This is a genomic window from Pseudomonas sp. Wu6, from assembly GCF_019891515.1.
Classification (GTDB): Bacteria; Pseudomonadota; Gammaproteobacteria; order Pseudomonadales; family Pseudomonadaceae; genus Aquipseudomonas; species Aquipseudomonas orientalis_A.
On record NZ_JAFLXH010000004.1, the window covers coordinates 108,424 to 131,136 of the forward strand.

Consider the following 22,713-nt stretch of genomic DNA (forward strand, 5'->3'; position numbering starts at 1 on the left):
TGGACGAACAGCTACGCCCGGTGCCGTTGGGCGTGGCGGGTGAACTGTACGTGGGCGGTAAGGGCGTGGCGCGCGGCTACCTCAATCGCCCGGAGCTGACCGCTGAGCGGTTCCTGCGCGACCCGTTCAGCAGCGGGCGCATGTACCGCACCGGCGACCTGGCGCGCTGGCTGCCCGACGGTAACCTGGAGTATTTGGGGCGCAATGATGACCAGGTAAAGATCCGTGGCATGCGCATCGAACTGGGCGAAATAGAAACCCGGCTCAACCAACTGCCGGGCATCCTGGAGGCGGTGGTGCTGGTGCGTGAAGAGCGGCTGGTGGCGTATTTCACCGAAAGCCCGCAACTGGATGCGCTGGCCGTCGCTGATATCCGCGCGCACCTGGTGGCCCATCTGCCGGACTACATGGTGCCGGTGGCGTTCATGAAGCTCGACACGCTGCCCCTGACCGCCAACGGCAAGCTCGACCGCCAGGCGCTGCCGGCGCCGGATATGGCTGCGGTGTTCAGTCGTGAATACGAGGCACCGCTGGGCGAGATCGAAAGCGTGTTGGCGCAGATCTGGGCCGACGTGTTGCAAGTGGAGCGGGTTGGGCGGCGCGATCACTTCTTCGAGCTGGGCGGGCATTCGCTGCTGGCCATGCGCATGGTGTCCCAGGTGCGCCAGCGCCTGGGAGTGGAGCTGGTGCTGGGCGACTTGTTCGCCAACGCCGAACTGGCGGCGGTTGCTCACGTGCTGGCCCAGGCGGGTCGCAGCACCTTGCCGGATATTCTGCCGGCCAATCGTGGCGAGGATGTGCCGCTGTCGTTCGCCCAGCAGCGCCTGTGGTTTCTGGCCAACATGGACGGCGGCAACAGTGCCTACAACATCCCCATAGGCCTGGCCCTGCGTGGGCAATTGCACGTGCAGGCGCTGCAAGAGGCGTTGGCCTGCATCGTCAGGCGCCATCACACCCTGCGCAGCCGTTTTGTCCAGGTGGGCGATGACACCCAGGTGCTGACCGTGCCCGCCGACGATGCCATGCCGCTGCAGTCGCTGGACCTGCGCGGTCATCCCGAGCCGCAACAGGCCCTTGAAGCGCTGATCCGCCACGAGGCCTCGGCCACGTTTGACCTGGAGCGCGGCCCGCTGCTGCGTGGGCACCTGGTGATGATGGCCGACGATCATCATGTGCTGCTGCTGACGTTGCACCACATTGTCTCCGACGGCTGGTCCATGGGCGTGCTGACCCGCGAACTGATGGCGCTGTACCAGGCGTTCATCCACGGGCAGCCCGACCCGCTGCCGCCGTTGACGATCCAGTACGGTGATTTCGCCATTTGGCAACGTTTGTGGCTCAGCGGTGAAGTGCTGCACCGCCAGAGCGATTACTGGCAGCACGTGCTGGCGGATGCGCCGGCCTTGCTCACGCTGCCCACTGATCGTCCACGTCCGGCGCAGCAAGACTATGCCGGCAGCAGCGTCGAGGTGCATGTGGACGAGCGCCTGACAGCCGCGCTGAAAGCGTTGAGTCAACGCCATGGCGTCACGCTTTACATGACCCTGTTGAGCGCCTGGGCAGCGCTGCTGGCTCGGTTGTCCGGCCAGCATGACCTGGTGATTGGCTCGCCGGTGGCAAACCGGACGCGCAGTGAAGTGGAAGGGCTGATCGGCCTGTTCGTCAATACCCTGGCCCTGCGCATCGATACCTCGGGTGAACCGAGCACCGAAGTGCTGCTGGCGCGGGTCAAGGCGGTGTCGCTGGCGGCCCAGTCCCATCAGGATCTGCCGTTCGAACAGGTGGTGGAGATTACCCAGCCGGTGCGCAGCCTGGCCCACACGCCGCTGTTTCAGACACTGCTGGCCTGGCAGGACGCCAGCGCGCCCACCCTGACGTTGGGCGATCTGGTGATTGAAGGCGTTGCTCAAGAGAGCCTGTTTGCCAAGTTTGAGCTGACCCTGGACCTGGGTGAAGACCAAGGCAGGATCCGTGGTGCGCTGCAATACGCTGTCGCGCTGTTCGATGAGGCGACGGTGCAGCGCTACGTCGGCTATTTCACCCGCCTGTTGCAGGCCATGGTCGCCGACGACCGTGCGGTGCTGGCCCATGTGCCGCTGATGGAGGAACCTGAGCGCCAGCGGGTGCTGGTGGACTTCAATGCGACATCGATGCCCAACAACGTCGAGCAGACCGTGCACGGGCTCGTCGCCGCTCAGGCCGAGCGCACGCCCAATGCCATTGCGGCCAAGGCCGGCGAGCACCACCTGACCTATGCCGAACTCGACAGGCACGCCAGCCATCTGGCAAATCACCTGCGCGGCCTGGGCATCAAGCCCGACGACCGCGTGGCCATCGTCGCCCGTCGCGGCCTCGACACCCTGGTCGGGTTGCTGGGGATCCTCAAGTCCGGCGCGTGTTATGTACCGGTCGATCCAGCGCATCCCGCCGAGCGCCTGGCCTATCTGCTCTGCGATTGCGCCCCCGTGGCAGTGCTGAGCCAGCGCGCGCTGCTGCCAAGGTTGCCGGCCCTCGACGTGCCGGTAATCGAGCTGGATGGCGATGGCTGGCGTACCCCCACGCCACATCATCCCGAAGTCGCTGCCGGCCCGTCCAATCTGGCCTATGTGATTTACACCTCCGGCTCCACCGGCTTGCCCAAAGGTGTGATGGTGGAGCACCACAGTGTGGTGAACCTGGTGGACTGGCACTGTCGTGCTTTTGATCTGCATGCCGGGGACCATACGGCCAGTGTCGCCGGCTTCGGGTTCGATGCGATGGCCTGGGAGGTCTGGCCGGCGCTGTGTGTCGGCGCGACCCTGCACGTGCCGCCGGCCCATGACGGCGTCGAGGATGTCGACGCGCTGCTCGCCTGGTGGTGCGCGCAACCGCTGGACGTGTGCTTCCTGCCGACGCCGGTCGCCGAGTACGCCTTCAGCCAGCAGATCGAACATCCGACGCTGCGCACCTTGCTGATCGGTGGCGACCGTTTGCGCCAGTTCACGCGCCCGCTGCGTTACGCATTGGTCAATAACTACGGGCCCACCGAAGCCACAGTGGTCGCCACCTCCGGCCAGATAGAGGTCGGCCAGCCGCTGCATATCGGCAAGCCTGTCGCCAATGCCACGGTCTACCTGCTCGACGAACAGCAGCGTCCGGTACCGCTGGGTGTAGCCGGGGAATTGTATGTCGGCGGCCAAGGCGTGGCGCGCGGTTACCTGAACCGCTCGGAACTGAGCGCCGAACGCTTCCTGCATGACCCGTTCAATGCGGGGCGCATGTACCGCACCGGTGACTTGGCGCGTTGGTTGCCCGACGGCACCCTGGAGTACCTGGGCCGCAACGACGATCAGGTGAAAATCCGTGGTGTGCGCATCGAACTGGGCGAAATCGAAACCCAACTCAACCAGTTGCCGGGTATCCAGGATGTTGTGGTGCTGGTCTGTGACGAGCGGCTGGTGGCGTATTTCACCGCGCATCCGTCGACGGGTTCCTTGGCTGGCGCTGATATCCGTGCGCACCTGGTCGCGCGTCTGCCGGGCTACATGGTCCCGGCCGCGTACATGCGGCTCGATGCGCTCCCGCTGACGGCCAACGGCAAGCTCGATCGCAAGGCCCTGCCAAAGCCGGATCTGTCGGCCCTGTTTATCCGTGAGTACATTGCGCCCGAGGGCGAGCTTGAAAGCGTGCTCGCGCAGATTTGGGCCGATGTGTTGCAGGTGGCGCAAGTAGGCCGGCGCGACAACTTTTTCGAGCTGGGCGGTCACTCGCTGCTGGCCATGCGCATGGTGTCCCAGGTGCGTCAGCGCCTGGGCATAGAGCTGCTGCTGAGCGATTTTTTCGCCAATGCCGAACTCAGCGCCGTCGCCGCCGTGCTGGCCCGGTCCGGTCGCAGCACCTTGCCGGATATCCTGCCGGCCAATCGCGAAGAACACGCTCCGTTGTCGTTCGCCCAGCAACGCCTGTGGTTCCTGGCGCTGATGGAAGGCGCCAATACCGCCTATAACATTCCCATCGGCTTGCGACTGCGCGGGCAGTTGCACGTGCAGGCGCTGCAACGCGCCTTGGCACGTATTGTTGCGCGACATGAAACCCTGCGCAGCCGCTTTGCCCAGCACGGTGACGACGCGCGGGTGCTGATTGCACCGCCTGAAGAGGTGTTGCCGCTGCAACTGCAGAACCTGCGGCATCACTCGCATCCTCAGCAGGCTTTGGATGCATTGATCCACGGCGAAGCCTCGGCACCGTTCGACCTGGAACAAGGTCCGCTGATACGTGGACGCCTGGTGGCAATGGCCGACGATCACCATGTGCTGCTGCTGACCCTGCACCACATCGTCTCTGATGGCTGGTCCATGGGCGTGCTCACCCGGGAACTGATGGCGCTGTACCAGGCCTTCAGCCATGGCCTGCCCGACCCGTTGCCGCCACTGCCGATCCAGTACGTCGATTTTGCCGTGTGGCAACGGCGCTGGCTGAGTGGCGAAGTCCTCAACCACCAAAGCGCCTACTGGCAGCAAACCCTGGCTGGCGCGCCACCATTGCTTTCCCTGCCTACCGATCGGCCCCGCCCGGCGCAGCAGAGCTATGCCGGCGATACGGTCCAGGTGCGCCTGGATGAGCGTCTGACCGCCGGGCTCAAGGCGTTGAGCCAGAGGCACGGGGTGACGCTGTACATGACAGTGATGAGCGCCTGGGCGTCACTGCTTGCACGGTTGTCCGGTCAGCACGACCTGGTGATCGGCTCGCCGGTAGCCAACCGGGCCCGCAGTGAAGTGGAAGGGCTGATTGGCCTGTTCGTCAACACGCTTGCCGTGCGCGTCGACACCTGCGGCGAGCTGAGCACCGAGGCACTGTTGGCGCGGGTCAAGGCGGTGACGCTGGCCGCTCAGTCTCACCAGGACCTGCCGTTCGAAAAAGTCGTGGAGATCCTCCGACCGCTGCGCAGCCTGGCACATAGCCCGATCTTCCAGGTGCTGCTGACCTGGCAGGACAGCAGTGCACCGGCGCTGGCCCTCGGCGACCTGACGCTGGAGGCGATCGTCGAGAACAGCCACTTTGCCAAGTTCGATCTGGCGCTGAGCCTTGGCGAAGTCGACGGCTGCATTCTGGGCACGTTGGAATACGCGGTGGCCTTGTTCGATGAGGCGACGGTACAACGTTACGTCGGCTACCTGATTCGTCTGTTGCAGGCGATGGTCGAAGACGACCAGGCGGTGCTGGAGCATGTGTCGTTGCTGGGGGCGCGCGAGCGTCAGCAAGTGCTGTTTGATTTCAACGCTACGGCAGTCGACTACAACCTCGACCAGACCCTGCATGGCCTCTTCGAAGCGCAGGTTGAACGCACGCCGGATGCGATTGCGCTCAAGGCCGGCACGCAGCAATTGACCTATGCCGAACTCAATAGCCGCGCCAACCAATTGGCCCATCATCTGCTGGCGCTCGGTGTGCAGCCGGATGCCCGCGTAGCCATCTGCGCAGAGCGTGGCCTGGACATGGTTATCGCCCTGTATGCGGTGCTCAAGGCCGGCGCGGCCTATGTGCCGCTGGATCCGGCGTATCCCCAGGAGCGGATCGCCTACATGCTGCAAGACAGTGCACCGCAGGTGGTGCTTGCCCAGGTCGCTACGCGTGGTTTGCTGGGCGAGGTGGCGGTGCTTGAATTGGACCAGCCGTGCTGGCAGCACCAGCCGGACGATAACCCTGCGGTACGCGGTGCAAGCGCTTACGTGATCTACACCTCAGGCTCCACCGGGCAGCCCAAGGGGGTGATCAACGATCACGGTGGGGTGGTCAACCGCCTGCTGTGGATGCAGGACGAATACGGACTGACCTGCGACGACGCAGTCCTGCAGAAAACCCCGTTCAGCTTCGACGTATCGGTGTGGGAATTCTTCTGGCCGTTGTCCATCGGTGCTCGGCTGGTGATGGCGCGTCCGGGCGGTCACAAGGACCCCGCTTACCTGTGCGAGGTCATCGAAGGTGAAGCGATCACGACGTTGCACTTTGTGCCGTCAATGCTCGATGTCTTCCTTGCCTATGGCGATGTCAGCCAGGTAGCGGGCCTGCAACGCGTGATGTGCAGTGGTGAAGCGCTGCCAGGCAGCCTGGTGCGGCGCTTCAAGCAGCAACTGCCGGGCGTCAACCTGTATAACCTGTACGGTCCGACTGAAGCGGCGGTGGACGTGACGGCGTGGTCCTGCCTGCCTTGCGACGTGCCGGAAAACACGCCCATCGGCAAACCGATCGCCAATACCCGCATGTACGTGCTGGACACGCAGATGCAGCCGGTGCCCCTGGGTGTGGTGGGCGAGCTGTTCATTGGCGGCGTGCAAGTGGCGCGGGGCTATTTGAACCGTCCTGAACTGACGGCCGAGCGCTTCCTTGATGACCCGTTTACCCAGGGACGCTTGTACCGTACCGGTGACCTCGGCCGTTATCTGCCCGACGGCACACTCCAATACCTGGGGCGCAATGACGACCAGGTGAAAATCCATGGCTTGCGGATAGAACTGGGGGAAATCCAGGCGCGACTGACCGAGCATCCCGCGGTCAACGAAGCGGTGGTGGTGGCCCGTGAGCAACGCCTGATCGCTTACTACACCGCCGACGCGTGCGACATCGATGAGCTGCGCAGTCATTTGGCGCAACAGCTTCCGGCGTTCATGGTGCCCGCTGTGTTTGTGCGCCTGGACGCGTTGCCGCTGAGCCCCAACGGCAAGCTCGATCGCAAGGCGCTGCCGGCGCCGGACGTGGAGTCGGTGAGCGTGCGCGACTACGAAGCGCCCCAGGGCGATACCGAAATCGCCTTGGCCAGCGTGTGGGCCGAGTTGCTGGGGGTGGAGCGTATAGGGCGGCAGGATAACTTCTTCGAGCTGGGCGGGCATTCATTGATGGCCGTGAGTCTGATGGGGCGCCTGCGCCAGCTCGGATTGTCGGCGGACATGAACGTGCTGTTCAGCCAGCCGACGTTGACGGCCCTGGCGGCGACCCTGGGTGGCAGCCGGGAAGTGGCCGTACCCGCCAATGGCATCGCCGCCGATTGCGACGCCATCACACCGTCCATGCTGACGCTGGCGCGCCTGGATCAGCCGGCCATCGACCGTGTTGTCGCCGCCATCCCCGGCGGGGCCGCCAATGTGCAGGATATCTACCCGCTGGCCCCGTTGCAGCAGGGAATTCTGTACCACCACCGCGCGGTTCAGGAGGACGACGTGTATGTGCTGCAGGCGCAATTTGCCTTCGACAGCACGGCACGCTTGCACGCATTTGCCGAGGCATTGCAGGCGGTGATCCGGCGTCATGACATCCTGCGTTCCTCGTTCCATTGGGACGGCTTGCAAGAGCCGATGCAAGTAGTGTGGCGTGAGGCGTCCCTGCACGTTGAGAAAGGGCCGTTGCCGCAGCGCCTGGACCTGGCTCAGGCACCGGTGATGCGCCTGGTCTACACCGAGGAACCGCAGCGCGTGGTGGCCACCTTGCTGTTTCACCACTTGGTGATGGACCACGTGACCCTGGGCATCCTCAAGCATGACATGCAGGCCTTCCTGGGCGGCAAAGGCGATACGCTGAGCGCACCGGTGCCTTATCGCAATTACGTTGCCCAGACCCGCCTGGGCATCACCGACGAAGAGCATGAGGCGTTCTTTCGCGACATGCTCGCCCAAGTCGATGAGCCGACCTGCCTGTGCGAGCTGGGCCCGGTTGAGCAGGTGCAAAGCCTGCTCGATCATGCGCTGAGCCAGCGCCTGCGTACCCAGGCGCGTCGGGCCGGCGTGAGCGCCGCCAGCGTCATGCACCTGGCCTGGGCCCTGGTCATGGGCAAGGTGGCCGTGCGCGAGTCGGTCGTATTCGGCACCGTGATGCTGGGCCGCCTGCAGGGCGGGGAGGGGGCCGAACGGGCCATGGGTGTCTTTATCAATACCTTGCCGCTGCGCGTCGACCTGGGTGAACACTCGGTGCGGGGTGCGCTGCGCGACACCCATGCGCGCCTGGCGCAGTTGCTCAAGCACGAACACGCGCCCCTGGCGCTGGCGCAGCGTTGCAGCAGCGTGCCTGCAGGCACGTCGTTGTTCAACGTACTGTTCAACTATCGTCACAGTGCCGAGGTACCCGGCACGCCAAATGACGATGCCGCAAAGGCATGGCAGGGCATCTATTTGATCGAGGGCGAGGAGCGCTCCAGCTACGGCCTGTCGATGAGTGTGGACGACCTGGGCGAGAGTTTCAGTCTGAGCGCAGCGGGTCAGGGCGCGCGGCGTCTTTGCGGTTACCTGGCCACGGCGCTTGAGCAGATGGTGACGGCGTTGGAGGACACTGTCGACAGCGCCATCAGCGCTGTGTCGATTCTGCCGGCCGACGAGCGCCGACAATTGCTTGAGGACTTCAACGCCACCGCCCGCCAATTCCCCCGCGCACACACGGTGCAACGCTTGTTCGAGGCCCAGGCCGGGGCCCGTCCCGGTGCGCTGGCGGTGGTGCATGGCGAGCAGCGCGTGAGCTACCTTGACCTCAACCTTCGCGCCAACCGCTTGGCCCATCACCTGCTCGGCCTTGGCGTGCACACCGGGGACAGCGTAGCGATCCTGCTGCCACGCGGCGTGGACTTGATAGTCGGCCAGTTGGCCGTGTTGAAATGCGCCGCCGCCTACGTGCCGCTGGATATCAATGCACCCGCCGAGCGCCAGGGTTTCATGCTGCAGGACAGCGGCGCGGTGCGGCTGCTGACCCGCAGTGATATAGCTGTTGACTACCCGGCTCACCGCCTGGACCTCGATACGCTGACCCTGGATGCGCACCCTGACCACAACCCCGACCTGTCGCAATCGTCGGACAGCGTGGCCTACGTCATGTACACCTCCGGGTCCACCGGCACGCCGAAGGGCGTAGTGGTGCCTCATCGTGGCATCACCCGGCTGGTCATCAACAACGGCTATGCGGATTTCAACGCGGGTGATCGTGTGGCATTCGCCTCCAACCCGGCCTTTGACGCCAGCACGATGGATGTGTGGGGGCCGCTGCTCAACGGCGGCCAGGTGCAGGTCATCGATCATTCCATATTGCTCGATCCGGTGGCGTTTGGCGCTGCGTTGGAGGGGGCGACGATACTGTTCGTCACCACGGCGCTGTTCAATCAGTACGTGCAACTGATACCCGATGCGCTGGCGGGGTTGCGCATCCTCCTGTGCGGCGGCGAGCGCGCTGATCCGGCAGCGTTCCGCAGCTTGTTGGCGCGCGCACCGGCACTGCGTCTTGTGCATTGCTACGGGCCGACGGAAACCACCACTTACGCGACCACCCATGAGGTGCGCGCACTCGCCGACCACACGGACAGCGTGCCGATCGGTCGACCGATTTCCAATACTCAGGTCTATGTCCTGGATGCGCAGTTGCAGCCGGTGCCGTTGGGCGTGACCGGTGAAATCTGTATCGGTGGCGACGGCGTGGCCCTGGGGTATTTGAATCGTGCGCAATTGAGCGCCGAACAGTTTGTGCACGACCCCTTCAAGCCCGAGGCCCTGATGTACCGCACCGGCGACCTGGGTCGCTGGAACGCGGACGGCTTGCTGGAGTGCGTGGGGCGCAACGACGACCAAGTGAAAATTCGCGGTTTTCGTATCGAACTGGGCGAGATTGAAGCACGCCTGGCAACCCACGCCGCCATTCAGGAGGCGGTGGTGCTGGCCCGTGAAGACGCACCGGGCGACAAACGCCTGGCGGCCTATTTCACCTGGGCGGCAGAGCCTGTTGGCATCGATAGCCTGCGTGCCCATCTGCAGGAACAACTCCCGGACTACATGGTGCCGTCAGCCTATATGCCACTGGAGCGGTTACCCCTGACGGCCAATGGCAAGATCGACCGCAAGGCCTTGCCGGTCCCCGCGCTGCAAGCGCCGGCTGACCGCGTGTTCGAACCGCCTCGCGATGCTTTGGAGCACAGGCTGGGTCAGCTATGGGCCGACGTACTCAAGCTTGAGCAGGTCGGCCGCGATGACAGTTTCTTCGAACTGGGCGGTCATTCCTTGCTTGCCATTCGCCTGGTCGGCCTGATGGAGGAGGCGGGTCTGCAGGTGAGCCTGGCCGAGCTCTTTGAGCACGTCAGCGTGGCGAACGTGGCCTCGATGTTGCGCGAGCGTGACGAGCAGGCAACGCGCTGCACCACGGTGGTAACCGTGCGCAGCAGCGGTGCCCAGCCGGCCTTGTTCCTGGTGCACGAGTTCAGCGGCATGGACGTGTATTTCCCGGCGCTGGGTCAGCACCTGCCGGGTGATTACCCGATCTATGGTCTGCCGGGCCTGGCGCTGGGCGAGGCTCACCTGAACACCATGGAGGGCTTGGCGGCGCGCATGGTCGGCCTGATTCGCGAGATCCAGCCGCACGGACCCTACCGTGTGGCGGGATGGTCGTTCGGCGGGGTGCTGGCCTATGAAGTGGCCATGCAACTGTTGGGGCTGGACGAAAGCGTCGCGTTCCTTGGCTTGATCGACACCTTCGTGCCGCGCATGACCGATCAGGGCAAGGCACGCTGGGAAGGGCCGCAGGCGCTCAAGCGGCATCTGCTGCTGCAGTGCACGGCCCATTGGACCGTACAAGGAGGCACGCATGAAGTGGCGAGATTGGCGCAACTGGAAGCAGACACTCAACAGCTGGACCTTGCGGGCCTGCTGCAATGTTGTCGCGATGAAGGTTTGTTATACCCGCAAATGGCGGCGGCCGCGGACGCCGACTTGATCAGTTTCATCGAGCGCGAAGTCGGGCATGGGCATGCGCTGGCGCATTACAGCCTGTTCCCGCTGCCGATTCCGGTGCATCTGTTCAGCGCCCAGGAACGGCCGACCGAACTGTCGCGGCGCAGTGAGTCGTTGGGCTGGGAGGACGCGCTGGCATCCGGTCAACTGCGCCAGATTGAAGTGCCCGGCAATCACCAGAGCATGATGCAGGCTCCGCATATCCGCAGCCTGGGCGCGGCGATGGCCCAAGCGTTGGCTGAGTCTTTACCGGTGATGGAGGCGACGCATCAGCCCTTGCTGCGTATCCAGGGCGGCAAGGCCGGGCATGCACCGCTGTTCTGCGTGCCCGGTGCGGGCGACAGCGTGACCGGCTTCGTCGGCTTGAGCGAGGCGCTGGGGCGGGACTGGCCGTTGTATGGCCTGCAGCCGCGCGGGCTGGACGGTGAAGCGGTGCCCCACAGCCAGGTGGAAGCGGCGGCGCAGTGTTACCTCGCGGCGCTGATTCATGAGTGCCCGGCGGGGCCGGTGCATCTGGTCGGGCATTCGTTTGGCGGCTGGGTCGCGCTGGAAATGGCGCTGCGCTTGCAGGCGATGGGCCGCGAGGTGGCGTCGTTGACGGTGATCGACAGTGAGTCGCCGGGGGGTAATGGTGTGGTGGGGCGGCCGTATACGTCGACGGCGGCGTTGTTGCGGTTGATCGAGGCGATGCAGTTGGCGGCCGGGAGATCCCTGGGGATCGATCCGCTGGATTTTGCCGCGAGTGATGAGGTGGCGCAGCGCCAGGCGTTGCATGCGGGGATGGTTGGGGTTGGGTTGTTGCCGGCGCGGTCTGCCGGGGATGCGATGGTTGGCCCGGCGCGGACTTATGCGGCGGCTTTGCGTACGGTGTATCGGCCGCAGGCGCGGTATGACGGGGTGGTGCGTTTGGTGCTGGCGCGTGACCCGGCGCTGGATGCGGCGGGTAATCAGCGTGAGCAGGGGTTGATGATTGAGGGGTGGCGGGGGCAGGGGCGTGGGTTGCAGGTTTGGTATGGCGGGGGGAATCATTTCACTTTGCTTAAGGCGCCGAATGTGTCGGCGTTGGCCAGGTGGTGGGTTGAGGGGGTTGTGGTTGGGGAGGTGGTGTCTTGATGGCCGCCCAATGTGGGAAGGGGTTTGTTCCTGATACACCTCGGTTCAAATGTGGGAGGGGGCTTGCTCCCGATGGCGGCCTCTGGGCCGACCAGGATGTTGGACTAGACCGAGTACATATCCGTTTCTGCGGACACGGCTGCTATGGGTTCCGCTCTTACAGCGGCTCACTTTTGAAAAGCGCAAAAGTAAGCAAAACGCTCTTGCCCCACCACTCGGCACCTCGCCTAGGCTCGGTGTGCCCTCACTCCGGCTTGAATCCGTGGGCCGCCGCAATGGGCCATCCATGGCCCAGTGCGGCTAACCCGGCGTCCTGCCGGGTTACCCACGGATTCAAGCCTGCGTTCGGCCAGCGTGGTTTGACGGGGCGCCTGAGATCAAGATCAAAAGCCAGATCAAGATCAGGAGCGACTCGCTGCGCATCGTGGTTAGGGTTTGGATTTCCTTGCTCAATCAAAAAGCTCAACTTTATGGTCATTTATGCAAACGTCTAAGTTACGCAAAATCGGGATATTCGCCGTGCTGGCGGTTGCCATCGGCTTGATCATTTACACCGTCAAGGCGCCTGCCGATGCGCCTCAATACCTCACGGCCACTGTCGAGCGCGGTGATATTGAAAACGCCGTTCTCGCCACCGGCTTGTTGGAGGGCGTCAAGCAGGTCGATGTGGGTGCGCAGGTTTCCGGTCAGTTGAAGTCGCTCAAGGTCAAGGTCGGTGACAAGGTCAAGAAAGGCCAGTGGCTGGCTGAAATCGATCCGCTGATCCTGCAGAACACGCTGCGCAAGGCCCAGGTCGATGAGGAGAATCTGCAGGCTCAACGCCGCGCCACGGCGGCGCAGGTCAAGCAGGCCAGGTCGGTGTATGAGCGCTATAAGGGCTTGCAGGCCGATGAGTCGGTGTCGCGCCAGGATTTCGAGGACGCCGAGTCGACCTTTCAGGTGCAGCAGGCCAATCTGTTGTCTCTGGATGCGCAGATCAAGAGCGCGCACATTCAGATCGACACGGCCAAGGTCAACCTGGCTTATACCCGTATCAATGCGCCGATTGACGGCGATGTGGTGGGTATCGTTACCCAGGAAGGCCAGACGGTCATCGCCAACCAGCTGGCGCCGGTGCTGCTCAAGCTGGCCGACCTGGATACCATGACGGTCAAGGCCCAGGTGTCGGAAGCGGATGTGATTCACATCAGCCCCGGCCAGCAGGTGTATTTCACTATTCTCGGTGAGGCCGACAAGCGCTACTACGCCAAGCTGCGTGGCACTGAACCGGCACCGCAGAATTTCCTCGAAACCCAGACCGCCGGTGCGCCCAAGCAGAATACGGCGGTGTTTTATAACGCGCTGTTCGATGTGCCCAACCCCGACCACCGCTTGCGCATCGCCATGACCGCCCAGGTGCGTATCGTGCTCGACACCGCCGAGGCTGCGCTGATGATGCCGGTGGCGGCGCTGGGCGCGCGCAATGCCGAGGGCGGCTATGCAGTGCGGGTGCTCGACGCCAAGGGCAGGGCGCAGGTGCGTGAGGTGAAGACCGGTATCAACAACAACGTCAAGGTGCAGATCCTCGACGGCCTGGTCGAGGGCGACAAGGTGGTGATTGGCGACGCCTCGCCTGCCGTGGCGGGGAATTGAGCCATGACTCAACCTCTGCTGGAGCTCAAGGGCATCACCCGCAGTTTCATGGCCGGCGAGCGCGAATTCATCGCGCTCAAGGGCATCGACCTGACCATTCACGCCGGGGAAATGCTGGCGATCATCGGCGCCTCGGGTTCGGGTAAATCGACATTGATGAACATCCTCGGCGGCCTGGATTACGCCACCGCCGGCAGCTACAAAATCAACGGCATCGAAACCCGTTCCCTGGGCGATGAGCAACTGGCGGAACTGCGCCGCGATTACTTCGGGTTTATCTTCCAGCGCTACCACCTGCTGGCGCACCTGAGTGCCTTGCACAACGTGGAAATGCCGGCGATCTATGCCGGCATCCCGGAAGGCCAGCGCCACAGCCGCGCGCGGGAGTTGCTCGCGCGCCTGGGCCTGTCGGGGCATATCACCCATCGGCCGAGCCAGTTGTCCGGTGGGCAGCAGCAGCGCGTGAGTATCGCCCGGGCCTTGATGAATGGCGGCGAGGTGATCCTGGCCGACGAACCCACCGGGGCCCTCGACACCCATAGCGGCAAGGAGGTGATGCGCATCCTCGCCGAGCTGCACGCGGCCGGGCACACGGTGATCATCGTCACCCACGACCCCAAGGTGGCGGCCAATGCCCAGCGTATCGTCGAGGTGTGCGACGGCGAGATCGTCAGCGACAAGGCCAACGACAGTGCCGGCCTGGAGCTGCCCGGCGAAGCGCCGCTCGAGCCCCGGCGCAGCGGCGCGCGGCGCCTGGTGGCGAGCCTGGGGTTGTTCAAGGAAGCGTTCAACATGGCCTGGGTCGCGCTGATTTCCCATCGCATGCGCACCTTGCTGACCATGCTCGGTATCGTCATCGGCATCACCTCGGTGGTGTCGATCTCGGCCATCGGTGAGGGCGCCAAGCGTTATGTGCTCAAGGACATCCAGGCCATCGGCAGCAACACCATCGATATCTTTTCCGGCACCAGTTTCGGTGACAGCCGCGCCTCGGCCATCGAGACCCTGATGCCGTCAGATGTGGACGCGTTGAACCAGCTGTATTACGTCGACAGCGCCACCCCGGTGGTAGGGCGCAACCTGTTGCTGCGCTTTGGCAATATCGACGTGGACGCGCAGGTCAACGGCGTCAGCGACCGCTACTTCAAGGTCAAGGGCGTGAAGCTCGAAGCCGGTATCGCCTTCAGCGAAAGTGATGCACGGCGTCAGGCGCAGGTGGTGGTTATCGACCACAACACCCGGCATCGCCTGTTCGGACCGAACGTTGACCCCCTGGGCCAGGTGATCCTGGTGGGCAACCTGCCGTGCACGGTGATCGGGGTGACGGCGGACAACAAGAACCTGTTCGCCGCCAGCAAGGTGCTGAACGTGTGGGTGCCGTATGAGACGGCGGCGGGGCGCCTGTTGGGGCAGCGCCATCTGGACAGCATCACCGTGCGCATCAAGGACGGCCAGCCGAGCAAGGTGGTGGAAGACAACGTCAATAAGCTCATGCTGCAACGCCACGGCACCAAGGATTTCTTCACCAACAACCTCGACAGCATCATGCAGACGGTGCAGAAAACCAGCCGTTCGCTGGCGCTGCTGTTGTCATTGATCGCGGTGATTTCGTTGTTGGTGGGTGGTATCGGCGTGATGAATATCATGCTGGTGTCGGTCACCGAACGCACCCGCGAGATTGGCATTCGCATGGCCGTAGGGGCGCGGCAATCGGATATTCGCCAGCAGTTTCTGGTGGAGGCGGTGATGGTGTGTCTGATCGGCGGGATTATCGGTATCTCGCTGTCCTATGCCATCGGCTATTTGTTTTCGCTGTTCGTGAAGGAGTGGGAAATGGTGTTTTCCCTGGGCTCGATCATCACCGCGTTTGCCTGCTCGACGCTGATCGGCATCGTGTTCGGCTTCGTGCCGGCGCGCAACGCGGCGCGGCTGGACCCGATCGAGGCATTGGCTCGAGATTGATGGAGATCAAATGTGGGAGGGGGCTTGCCCCCGATGGCAGTGTGTCAGTCAATGCATAAGCAAGCTGACCCACCGCTATCGGGGGCAAGCCCCCTCCCACATTTTGACCGATGTCAGCTCAGAGGTTGGTGGTACGAATGCCAGCGCGCAATGCGGCGCGGCTGGACCCCATCGAGGCGCTGGCTCGGGACTGATCCGTTCAGGCCGCCGGAGATCAAATGTGGGAGGGGGCTTGCCCCCGATGGCAGTGTGTCAGTCCATGCATAAGCAAGCTGACACACCGCTATCGGGAGCAAGCCCCCTCCCACCTTTTGACCGATGTCGGCTTAGAGAATGGTGCTGTCTTCGGTGGCATACATCCACCGCAACAACGAATGCCGTCCGCTGATGCCCAGTTTGATCGCCGCGCGCTTGAGGTAGCTCTCGATGGTGTTGACCTTCAGCGCCAACTGTTCGGCCAACTCCGGCGCGGTGCGCCCGGCCAGCAGGCCTACGCACACTTCCAGTTCACGGTTGGACAGGGTCAACCCCGATTGCACAAGGCGCTCCTGAATGCGCCGCCGCAAGGTCTCGATGCCCTGGTTCTGTGGTTCCTGCGGCGTATTGCCTGGGGGGCATGGCTGGATCGCGCTGATGTGGTTTTCCACCATGGGCAGCAGCAGCGTGGAGAAATCCTCCAGCATGCTGCGCTCTTGCGCCGAGAAGGTTTCGGACTGGTGCGAGCGGTACACCGACAGCACATACCGCACATCGTCCTTACGGCGGGTGAGGTGCAGCTGGGCGGCCGGTTGCTCTTCGCCCAGCGCCACTGCCGAGTCGGTATAGACCGGGCTGATCCTGCGGCGAGTGTGGCCAGCGGCACTCACTCGCAGTTGCGTGATATGGGTGGCGTCCACTGCCAGTTGGGTGAGGATCAGGTCATGCAGCATACGTGGGAAGTGGCGACTGCCGGTGCTGGCGATGACCTTGCCTATATGTGGGAACAGGTGTGAGTTCATCAATTCGTCCATGAGTTTCGAGTGCAGGTATTCGGTCTTATAGCGACGGGGATTAAGAGACTAGCCAATGCGAATAACCTGCAGTGATAGTGCTGCCCGCCGAGACGTATGCTAGTACAGCCTGACCAAAGGGTGGGGATTCAATCATTAAAAAAGCAGATTAAAAGCGCATAACGACCTTTGCGCCTGATTTCGTGGCCGGCACAAGGATGTCGCCTACAGCTTCAGTGGTCGATGCCCAAGCCAGTTTCCGCAGGCGGCTATCCAGGAGGGCGAAGCAACGGGCAGCTTGTCGAGCTGAGGGCGCTCAAGATGGAACTCCAGCCAGATAGGAGTGTGCGTATGAATACGGTTGCCTCTCGTCCCAGTGATGCGTTGCGGCTCATCGAAGCCTTCCGGCACCGAGACGATCGCGGCGGTGACATCCGCCATAACGGCTTGCCCTCCAAGTCTGCCGAAGACGCGGCCTTGCACCTCTGGCGAAAGAGCCCGGGGTGGCCGGACAAGAACGGCGATGGCCGCCATAACGTGACCTACGAATTTCGTACCCCGCCCGTTGACAAGGACGCAAGGCAGTTCAACAAAACCGGTTTCACCCACGTTCTTGAAAACCAGCGCCAACAGACGCGGGCCAGCCTGCAGAGCATTGCCGATGTTGCCAACCTCAGGTTTACCGAAGGGCCGAGAGCCGCAGGCAGCGAAGGCCACATTACCCTCGCCAATTTCGGTCAGAGAGTCGATGACAAGGGGCTGCCCTACAACGATACGAGCTATGCCGTGCTGCCTTCGCCAGGCGTTGCCAGCAGCGGTGATGTCTGGTTTGCCGTCAACAAAGGCGACAGGTCTGTGGTTGACGCCGCATTGGGAAATGCGGGCCGCCATACCATCGTCCACGAACTGGGGCATGCCTTGGGGCTCGACCACTCCGGCGACTACGACAGGATACTCAAACAAGAGCAGGTGGGTTATCACGAGGACTCGCAGAGTCACAGCGCCATGAGTTATCGGGGCGAGCGTACCGGCTATATGAATCATGCAGGCATGCGCTCTTCGGCGCCGCAGCTTGACGATATCAGTGCCTATCAACGCAAGTACGGCGCCAACCACGACACCCGTAAAGACAACACCACCTACGGCTTCAATGCCAATGCGGACCGAGACTTCCTGAGCGTCAACACCGCCAAGGATAAAATGGTAGCGGCCATTTGGGACGGTGGCGGCAATGACACCCTGGACTTCTCCGGTTACACGCAGGTCCAGCGCATCAGCCTGCGGGAGGGGACCTTTTCTGACGTCGGCGGCCTCAAGGGGAATGTTTCGATTGCCTATGGCGTGACGATCGAAAATGCCATCGGCGGCTCCGGCAACGATTTGATGGTGGGTAACGAGGTGGCCAACGAACTCAGAGGGGGAGAGGGCGATGATTGGTTATATGGAGCAGGGGGGGCCGACACGCTGTGGGGCGGCAAGGGCAAGGACCGGTTTGCCTATGGGCGCATCAGCGACTCGACCCAGGCCGCGCCCGACCGGATCATGGACTTTGTCAGCGGCGAAGACAGGGTCGATGTGTCGGGCGTCAGGGCCTCGCTGGGGGTTGCGCAACTGAGCTTCGTCGACGCATTTTCCGGCGCCATCGGTGAAGCCATCGTGACTTACAACCCCGTGCTGAAAATGAGTACCCTGGAAATCAGCGCTACGCCGAGTGAGGCGAACTTCGTGCTTGTCGTAGAGGGCCATGTGCGGCGCAGTGATATCGTCAGTTAAGGCTTTTCAGACTTGCGCAACCCGATGGCGCAGCAGCGCTTCAAATACCCGCTGCGCCCGTGGCTCATCACTGTGAGCCACATTGAAGCGCATCAAGTCCCGATGAGCCGGGTCGTAGCCAAACAGCAAGCCGGGCGCCAGCACCATGCTGCGCTTCAGGGCTTGCTGGGCCAGCAGTTCGCCGTTGACCCCCGGCGGCAGGCGCGCCCAGATGAACATGCCGCCTTCGAAAGCCATCGGCAGTTCGCAGCCGCAGCGCTTGAGCCATTGCTCGACGCGCCCGCCGGCTTCCATCAGGCGCTGGACCATGCGCTTGCGGTGCTTGGCATAACTGCCTTCGCTGAGCATGCGGTACACGATCTGCTCGAACAGCTCCGAGGTCACGCCGCCGCTCATCAACTTCATGTTGGTCAGGTTGGCGGCCAGTTGTGGCGCGGCCACCACGTAGCTGACGCGGGTATTGGCGCTGAGGATCTTCGAGAATCCCGACAGGTAGGTGACCTGGTCCAGCCCGGCGACGGCGGCCAGGCGTGGCGGTGGGTTGGGGTGCAGGTCGCCGTAGAGGTCATCCTCGACGATATGGCAGTGGTACTGCTGGGTCAGTTGCAGCAGGCGAAACGCCTGGCTGGGGCTGAAGGAATGGCCCGTCGGGTTATGCAGCACGCTGGTGGTCAGGTACAGGCTGGGCCGGTGTTCGGCCAGCAGATGTTCGAGGGCGGTGAAGTCGAAGCCGTCGGGGCGGCGTTCGAGCGTCACCACCTTGACGCCATGCAGGGCCAGGTTGGCGTGGAAGTTGAAGTAGCACGGCGCGTCCAGCAGCACTGTGTCGCCGGGCCTTACCAGCAGACGCATGAGCATGTCCAGGCCCTGCACGGTGTTGGGGGTGGTGATGATCTGTTCCACCGGCACCGACAGGCCTTCGCCGTGGAGTTTCTGTTGCAGCGCCTGGCGCAACGGCAACAGCCCGGCTGGCGTGCCGAGCCCGGCGATGCGCAGCGACGGCGCGCGCACCACGCTGCGCATGGCCTGGCGGATGGCTTCGCCGTTCAGCCAGTCCTCCGGCAAGTGCCCGCCACCGGGGCGCAGCTCCCCACTGGCAGTGGCCAGTGGTCGGCGTAATACGCTGAGCAGGTCCTGGGGCAGCAGGTCGACCCAGGCCACCGACGCCGGGCGCGCGCTGTCCATCGCCACGAAATAGCCGCGGCCCTGGCTGGAGGTGAGCAAGTGGCGCCCGCGTAGACGGTCCAGGGCCTCATTGAGGGTGAACTTGCTGACACCGAGGATTTCGGTCAGCTCGCGCACCGACGGCAACTTGCTGCCGGGCGCCCATTCACCGGCCTCGATGGCCTGGCTGAACGCATCCACGATCTGCTGGACCTTGGGTGTGCCTTCCACAAAGGCGATGGCCGATACCAACATGAAACGTCCTTATGTTTGCCGGTGCTTTTACCGGTGAAGTCAGGCGGGATTAGGCATCACTTTACCTGCCTGGCGCAATGCCATTGCCCTAGACTGCGCGCCATCTCGCCAGGAGTTGGCGAAATTTCCTATACGCGAGCAATGGATTCTGCACTCTCATGAAGACTTATATGTGTGCACCCTGCGGTTTTATGTACGTAGAAGCATTGGGCATTCCGGAGGACGGAATTCCCGCCGGCACCCCTTGGGAAGAGGTGCCTGAAGACTGGACATGCCCGGATTGCGGCGTGACCAAGGCCGATTTCATGGCCATCGAACTCGCTGACGCTGTCACCGCCTGATCCTCCATCAACGAAAGGAATCGCTCCATGGAAAGCAAACTGATCAACCCTACCGTGCCGTTCTGCACCGGTGTGGCCCACCAGAAATACCTGGCCGCGGAACAGGGCCTGCAAGCCGCCATCGAAGGGCAGTGCACCCATTGGTATGTGGACGGCAGCCTGTTCGGCGAAATGGTCGACGACTGGACCGATGCGCGCATCGAAAGCCTGTTGGCGCAGATCGCCGCCAGTGGGGTCAAGCCGGTGTTCCATGGCAACTTCAAGGCGCCGCTGGGCAGTGACGTCGAGGCGTTTCGCGTGGCGGCGGTGGCCTATGTCAAGCAGGAGATCGATATCGCCAGTCGCCTCGGCGCGCCGCTGATCATTCACGGTGGCTGCATCGTCGAGCCGAAAATGGTACTCAAGGCCAAGAAAGTGGCGCTGGAGCATTACCTCAAGTCAGTCCAGGAACTGGCCACTTATGCGGCGACCAAGGGCACGGACATCTACCTGGAAAACCTGTCCAACTACGTCAACTATCGTCCTTTCCACTACATCTTCACCCATGAGGCTGAATACGCATTTGTGTTCGAGCGCCTGCAAGCCCACGACAACGTGTATTTCTTCCTCGATGCCGGCCACGCCAACATCGAGGACGGTCTGCCGGCGGCCGTGGTGCGCAAGTATCACCACTTGATCAAGGGCATTTCCTTCAGCAACAACAACGGCGTGCAAGACCAGCACTTCGGCATTCACGACGGCAACTGCGACTACGCCGACGTCATGCAGGCCATTGTCGAAACCAACTGGAAAGGCCTGGTGGCGTTTGAAACCCGCAACCAGACCGCCAAGGCGGCCCTGGCCGACCTGGCCTTGATGTACCGCGAATCCCTGACGACCGAAATCGCCGTCGCCTGATGTCATCCAGGGGTGTGCGCCTGTGGCGTGCACCCCGTTGTTGCCGTTCTCTCCATTCAAGGTCCCGGACCATGACAAGTGCGTTAACGCTGTCTTCGTTTCTCTACTTCCTGTTGTTCTGCGCCACCATGACCTTCAGTCCCGGTCCCATGACCCTGTTGCTGTTGAGCCTGGGCTTGAAGGATGGCCTGCGCAGTTCGATTCCGGCGCAGATCGGCGCCAGTGTGTCGTACCTGATTTCGATCCTGATCTTTGCCGTGGGCTTTTCGGAGCTGATCAAGGGCAACCTCGCGATTACCCAAGCCATCCAGTTTGTCGGCGTGGCCTACATCCTTTACCTGGCCTACAAGCAGTGGACCAGCAGCGGCGTGTCGATCGACAAGGCCGGCGCCGTGGAGGGCTCGCGCAGCCTGTTCGGCAAAGGTTTGCTGACCGGCTTTTCCAATCCCAAGACCATCATCATGTTCAGCGCCGTGTTCCCGCAGTTCGCCGGGGCGGGTGAGCACAGCTCAGCGGCGGATATCGCCATCCTCGGCCTGACGTTCCTGCTGCTGCAATTTGCCAGCGGCTGCCTGTACTGCTATTTCGGCCAGCGCATCAAGCACGTGCTGGAAAATCCCAGGCGGCGAGTGCTGCTGCAGCGGATCACGGCGGTGATGCTACTCGGCGTGGCGGTCATGCTGGCACGCGGCTTTTCGCATTGAAGCATTAGCTTGCACGCAGTAGTGGCGTTTTGACTTTGCCCTGATAGACTTCAGGGATTCACCCAGGATGCCCCTATCATGCCAGCCGTCGGAGGAAATGGACTTCCGCTCGCTTCGCGCTTGTACAAATCCCGTCTCCTGGGTATGACGCTCGGCTTTGTGTGCGTGGCGTTTGCGATGTATCCGCTGAACCCGTCCCCATGGGTGTGGGCCTGGATGCTGATCAACGCGTTTGTCTGGCCGCACCTGGCGTTTCAAGCGTCGTTGCGTGCCGTCCATGCGTTGCGCAGTGAGCGCCGCAACCTGTTGTTCGACTCCTTCTGCGGCGGGTTCTGGGTTGGTGCGATGCACTTCAATCCGCTGCCCAGCGTCACCACGTTGTCGATGATGAGCATGAACAATGTCGCCATCGGCGGGCCGCGCTTCATGCTGGCGGGGTGGGTGGCCCAGGCCCTGGGTATCGCCACGGCGCTTTTGATATTCACGCCGGCCTTTATTGCCGTGACCAGCCAGGTGCAGTTGTACGCCTGCCTGCCGATCCTGATGCTGTACCCCCTGGTTCTGGGCTGGATCTGCTATCGCCAGGCGCTGACACTGGCGCGGCACAAGCGCGAACTGCTGGCGCTGAGCCGCACCGACAGCCTGTCGGGCCTGCTCAACCACGGCGCCTGGAAAGACCATCTGGAAGTCGAGTTCCAGCGTTGCCGCCGTGGTCCGGCGGGAGCGGCCATTGCGCTGATCGATATCGACCACTTCAAACTCATCAACGACACCTATGGCCATGTCACCGGTGATATCGTTTTGCGCCAGTTGAGCAAGGTCTTGCGCCAGAACCTGCGCGGCACCGACCTAGCCGGGCGCTACGGCGGCGATGAGTTCTGCGTGATCCTGCCGGACATGCCGCTCAACCGCGCCACTGAGGTGATGGACGCCCTGCGTGATCGTTTCAACGCCTTGGCGTATGCCCAGGACCCGACCCTGCGTGCCAGCTTGAGCATCGGCCTTGCGCTGTATCACCCCGGCCATGCCGACTCCATCAGTTGGCTCAATGATGCCGACCGTGCCTTGTACGAAGCCAAAAGCAGCGGGCGCAACCGGGTCAACTCACTGCAGGGGGCTTGGTTGCGGTCCGTTTAGTGGGGTAGGGTGTGGCGAT

10 protein-coding genes (1 of these 10 only partly in view) are annotated in these 22,713 nt (G+C 63.0%); 8 read left to right on the forward strand and 2 right to left on the reverse strand.

Annotation, left to right across the window (positions count from 1 at the left end):
• From J1G34_RS03925 to J1G34_RS03935, 3 genes are all read left to right on the forward strand, one after another.
• Nucleotides 1-11,840 carry the 3' portion of a non-ribosomal peptide synthetase gene (locus J1G34_RS03925; RefSeq protein WP_222993384.1) on the forward strand. 2,632 nt of this gene lie to the left of the window's left edge, so 11,840 of the gene's 14,472 nt are visible here — the last part of the coding sequence; the start codon falls outside the window, past its left edge; it ends in the stop codon at nt 11,838-11,840.
• A 480-nt stretch (nt 11,841-12,320) separates the two neighbouring features.
• Nucleotides 12,321-13,472 (forward strand): macrolide transporter subunit MacA, encoded by a 1,152-nt coding sequence (macA, locus tag J1G34_RS03930; RefSeq protein ID WP_065885031.1) that lies wholly within the window; start codon nt 12,321-12,323, stop codon nt 13,470-13,472.
• Between the two features lie 3 nt (nt 13,473-13,475).
• A complete protein-coding gene (locus J1G34_RS03935; protein ID WP_122463971.1) occupies nt 13,476-15,434 on the forward strand; it encodes a MacB family efflux pump subunit in 1,959 nt (652 codons plus the stop codon).
• Nucleotides 15,435-15,760: 326 nt separating this feature from the next.
• Here the strand turns inward: J1G34_RS03935 and J1G34_RS03940 are convergent, their stop codons facing one another.
• A complete protein-coding gene (locus tag J1G34_RS03940) occupies nt 15,761-16,432 on the reverse strand; it encodes a LuxR C-terminal-related transcriptional regulator (protein ID WP_122463985.1) in 672 nt (223 codons plus the stop codon).
• Nucleotides 16,433-16,774: 342 nt separating this feature from the next.
• Here J1G34_RS03940 and J1G34_RS03945 point away from each other — a divergent pair, with 342 nt between their 5' ends.
• On the forward strand, nt 16,775-18,196 hold the full coding sequence (locus J1G34_RS03945) for a M10 family metallopeptidase C-terminal domain-containing protein (RefSeq protein WP_222993386.1): 1,422 nt from the start codon (nt 16,775-16,777) through the stop codon (nt 18,194-18,196).
• A gap of 6 nt (nt 18,197-18,202) precedes the next feature.
• Here the strand turns inward: J1G34_RS03945 and J1G34_RS03950 are convergent, their stop codons facing one another.
• Nucleotides 18,203-19,615 (reverse strand): aminotransferase-like domain-containing protein, encoded by a 1,413-nt coding sequence (locus J1G34_RS03950; RefSeq protein ID WP_122463975.1) that lies wholly within the window; start codon nt 19,613-19,615, stop codon nt 18,203-18,205.
• Nucleotides 19,616-19,773: 158 nt separating this feature from the next.
• On the opposite strand from J1G34_RS03950, the gene J1G34_RS03955 reads away from it, so the two are divergent.
• The 4 genes from J1G34_RS03955 to J1G34_RS03970 all read left to right on the forward strand — a co-directional run bounded on the left by J1G34_RS03955 (nt 19,774) and on the right by J1G34_RS03970 (nt 22,694).
• Entirely contained in the window at nt 19,774-19,956 is a 183-nt protein-coding gene (locus J1G34_RS03955) for a rubredoxin (RefSeq protein ID WP_065885035.1), read from the forward strand.
• A 27-nt stretch (nt 19,957-19,983) separates the two neighbouring features.
• Nucleotides 19,984-20,853 (forward strand): sugar phosphate isomerase/epimerase family protein, encoded by an 870-nt coding sequence (locus J1G34_RS03960; protein ID WP_065892981.1) that lies wholly within the window; start codon nt 19,984-19,986, stop codon nt 20,851-20,853.
• 71 nt (nt 20,854-20,924) lie between these two features.
• The gene (locus tag J1G34_RS03965; RefSeq protein WP_057721872.1) at nt 20,925-21,557 is read left to right on the forward strand and encodes a LysE family translocator; all 633 of its coding nucleotides are present in this window, start codon (nt 20,925-20,927) and stop codon (nt 21,555-21,557) included.
• Nucleotides 21,558-21,635: 78 nt separating this feature from the next.
• Entirely contained in the window at nt 21,636-22,694 is a 1,059-nt protein-coding gene (locus J1G34_RS03970) for a diguanylate cyclase (RefSeq protein ID WP_065892982.1), read from the forward strand.
• Nucleotides 22,695-22,713: the final 19 nt, after the last annotated feature.

What these genes read in the sequence shown, in the direction of transcription:
- macA (WP_065885031.1), top strand. Translation starts at nt 12,321, where the DNA reads ATGCAAACGTCTAAGTTACGCAAAATCGGGATATTCGCCGTGCTGGCG.
- J1G34_RS03935 (WP_122463971.1), top strand. Translation starts at nt 13,476, where the DNA reads ATGACTCAACCTCTGCTGGAGCTCAAGGGCATCACCCGCAGTTTCATG.
- J1G34_RS03940 (WP_122463985.1), bottom strand. Translation starts at nt 16,432, where the DNA reads ATGAACTCACACCTGTTCCCACATATAGGCAAGGTCATCGCCAGCACC.
- J1G34_RS03945 (WP_222993386.1), top strand. Translation starts at nt 16,775, where the DNA reads ATGAATACGGTTGCCTCTCGTCCCAGTGATGCGTTGCGGCTCATCGAA.
- J1G34_RS03950 (WP_122463975.1), bottom strand. Translation starts at nt 19,615, where the DNA reads ATGTTGGTATCGGCCATCGCCTTTGTGGAAGGCACACCCAAGGTCCAG.
- J1G34_RS03955 (WP_065885035.1), top strand. Translation starts at nt 19,774, where the DNA reads ATGAAGACTTATATGTGTGCACCCTGCGGTTTTATGTACGTAGAAGCA.
- J1G34_RS03960 (WP_065892981.1), top strand. Translation starts at nt 19,984, where the DNA reads ATGGAAAGCAAACTGATCAACCCTACCGTGCCGTTCTGCACCGGTGTG.
- J1G34_RS03965 (WP_057721872.1), top strand. Translation starts at nt 20,925, where the DNA reads ATGACAAGTGCGTTAACGCTGTCTTCGTTTCTCTACTTCCTGTTGTTC.
- J1G34_RS03970 (WP_065892982.1), top strand. Translation starts at nt 21,636, where the DNA reads ATGCCAGCCGTCGGAGGAAATGGACTTCCGCTCGCTTCGCGCTTGTAC.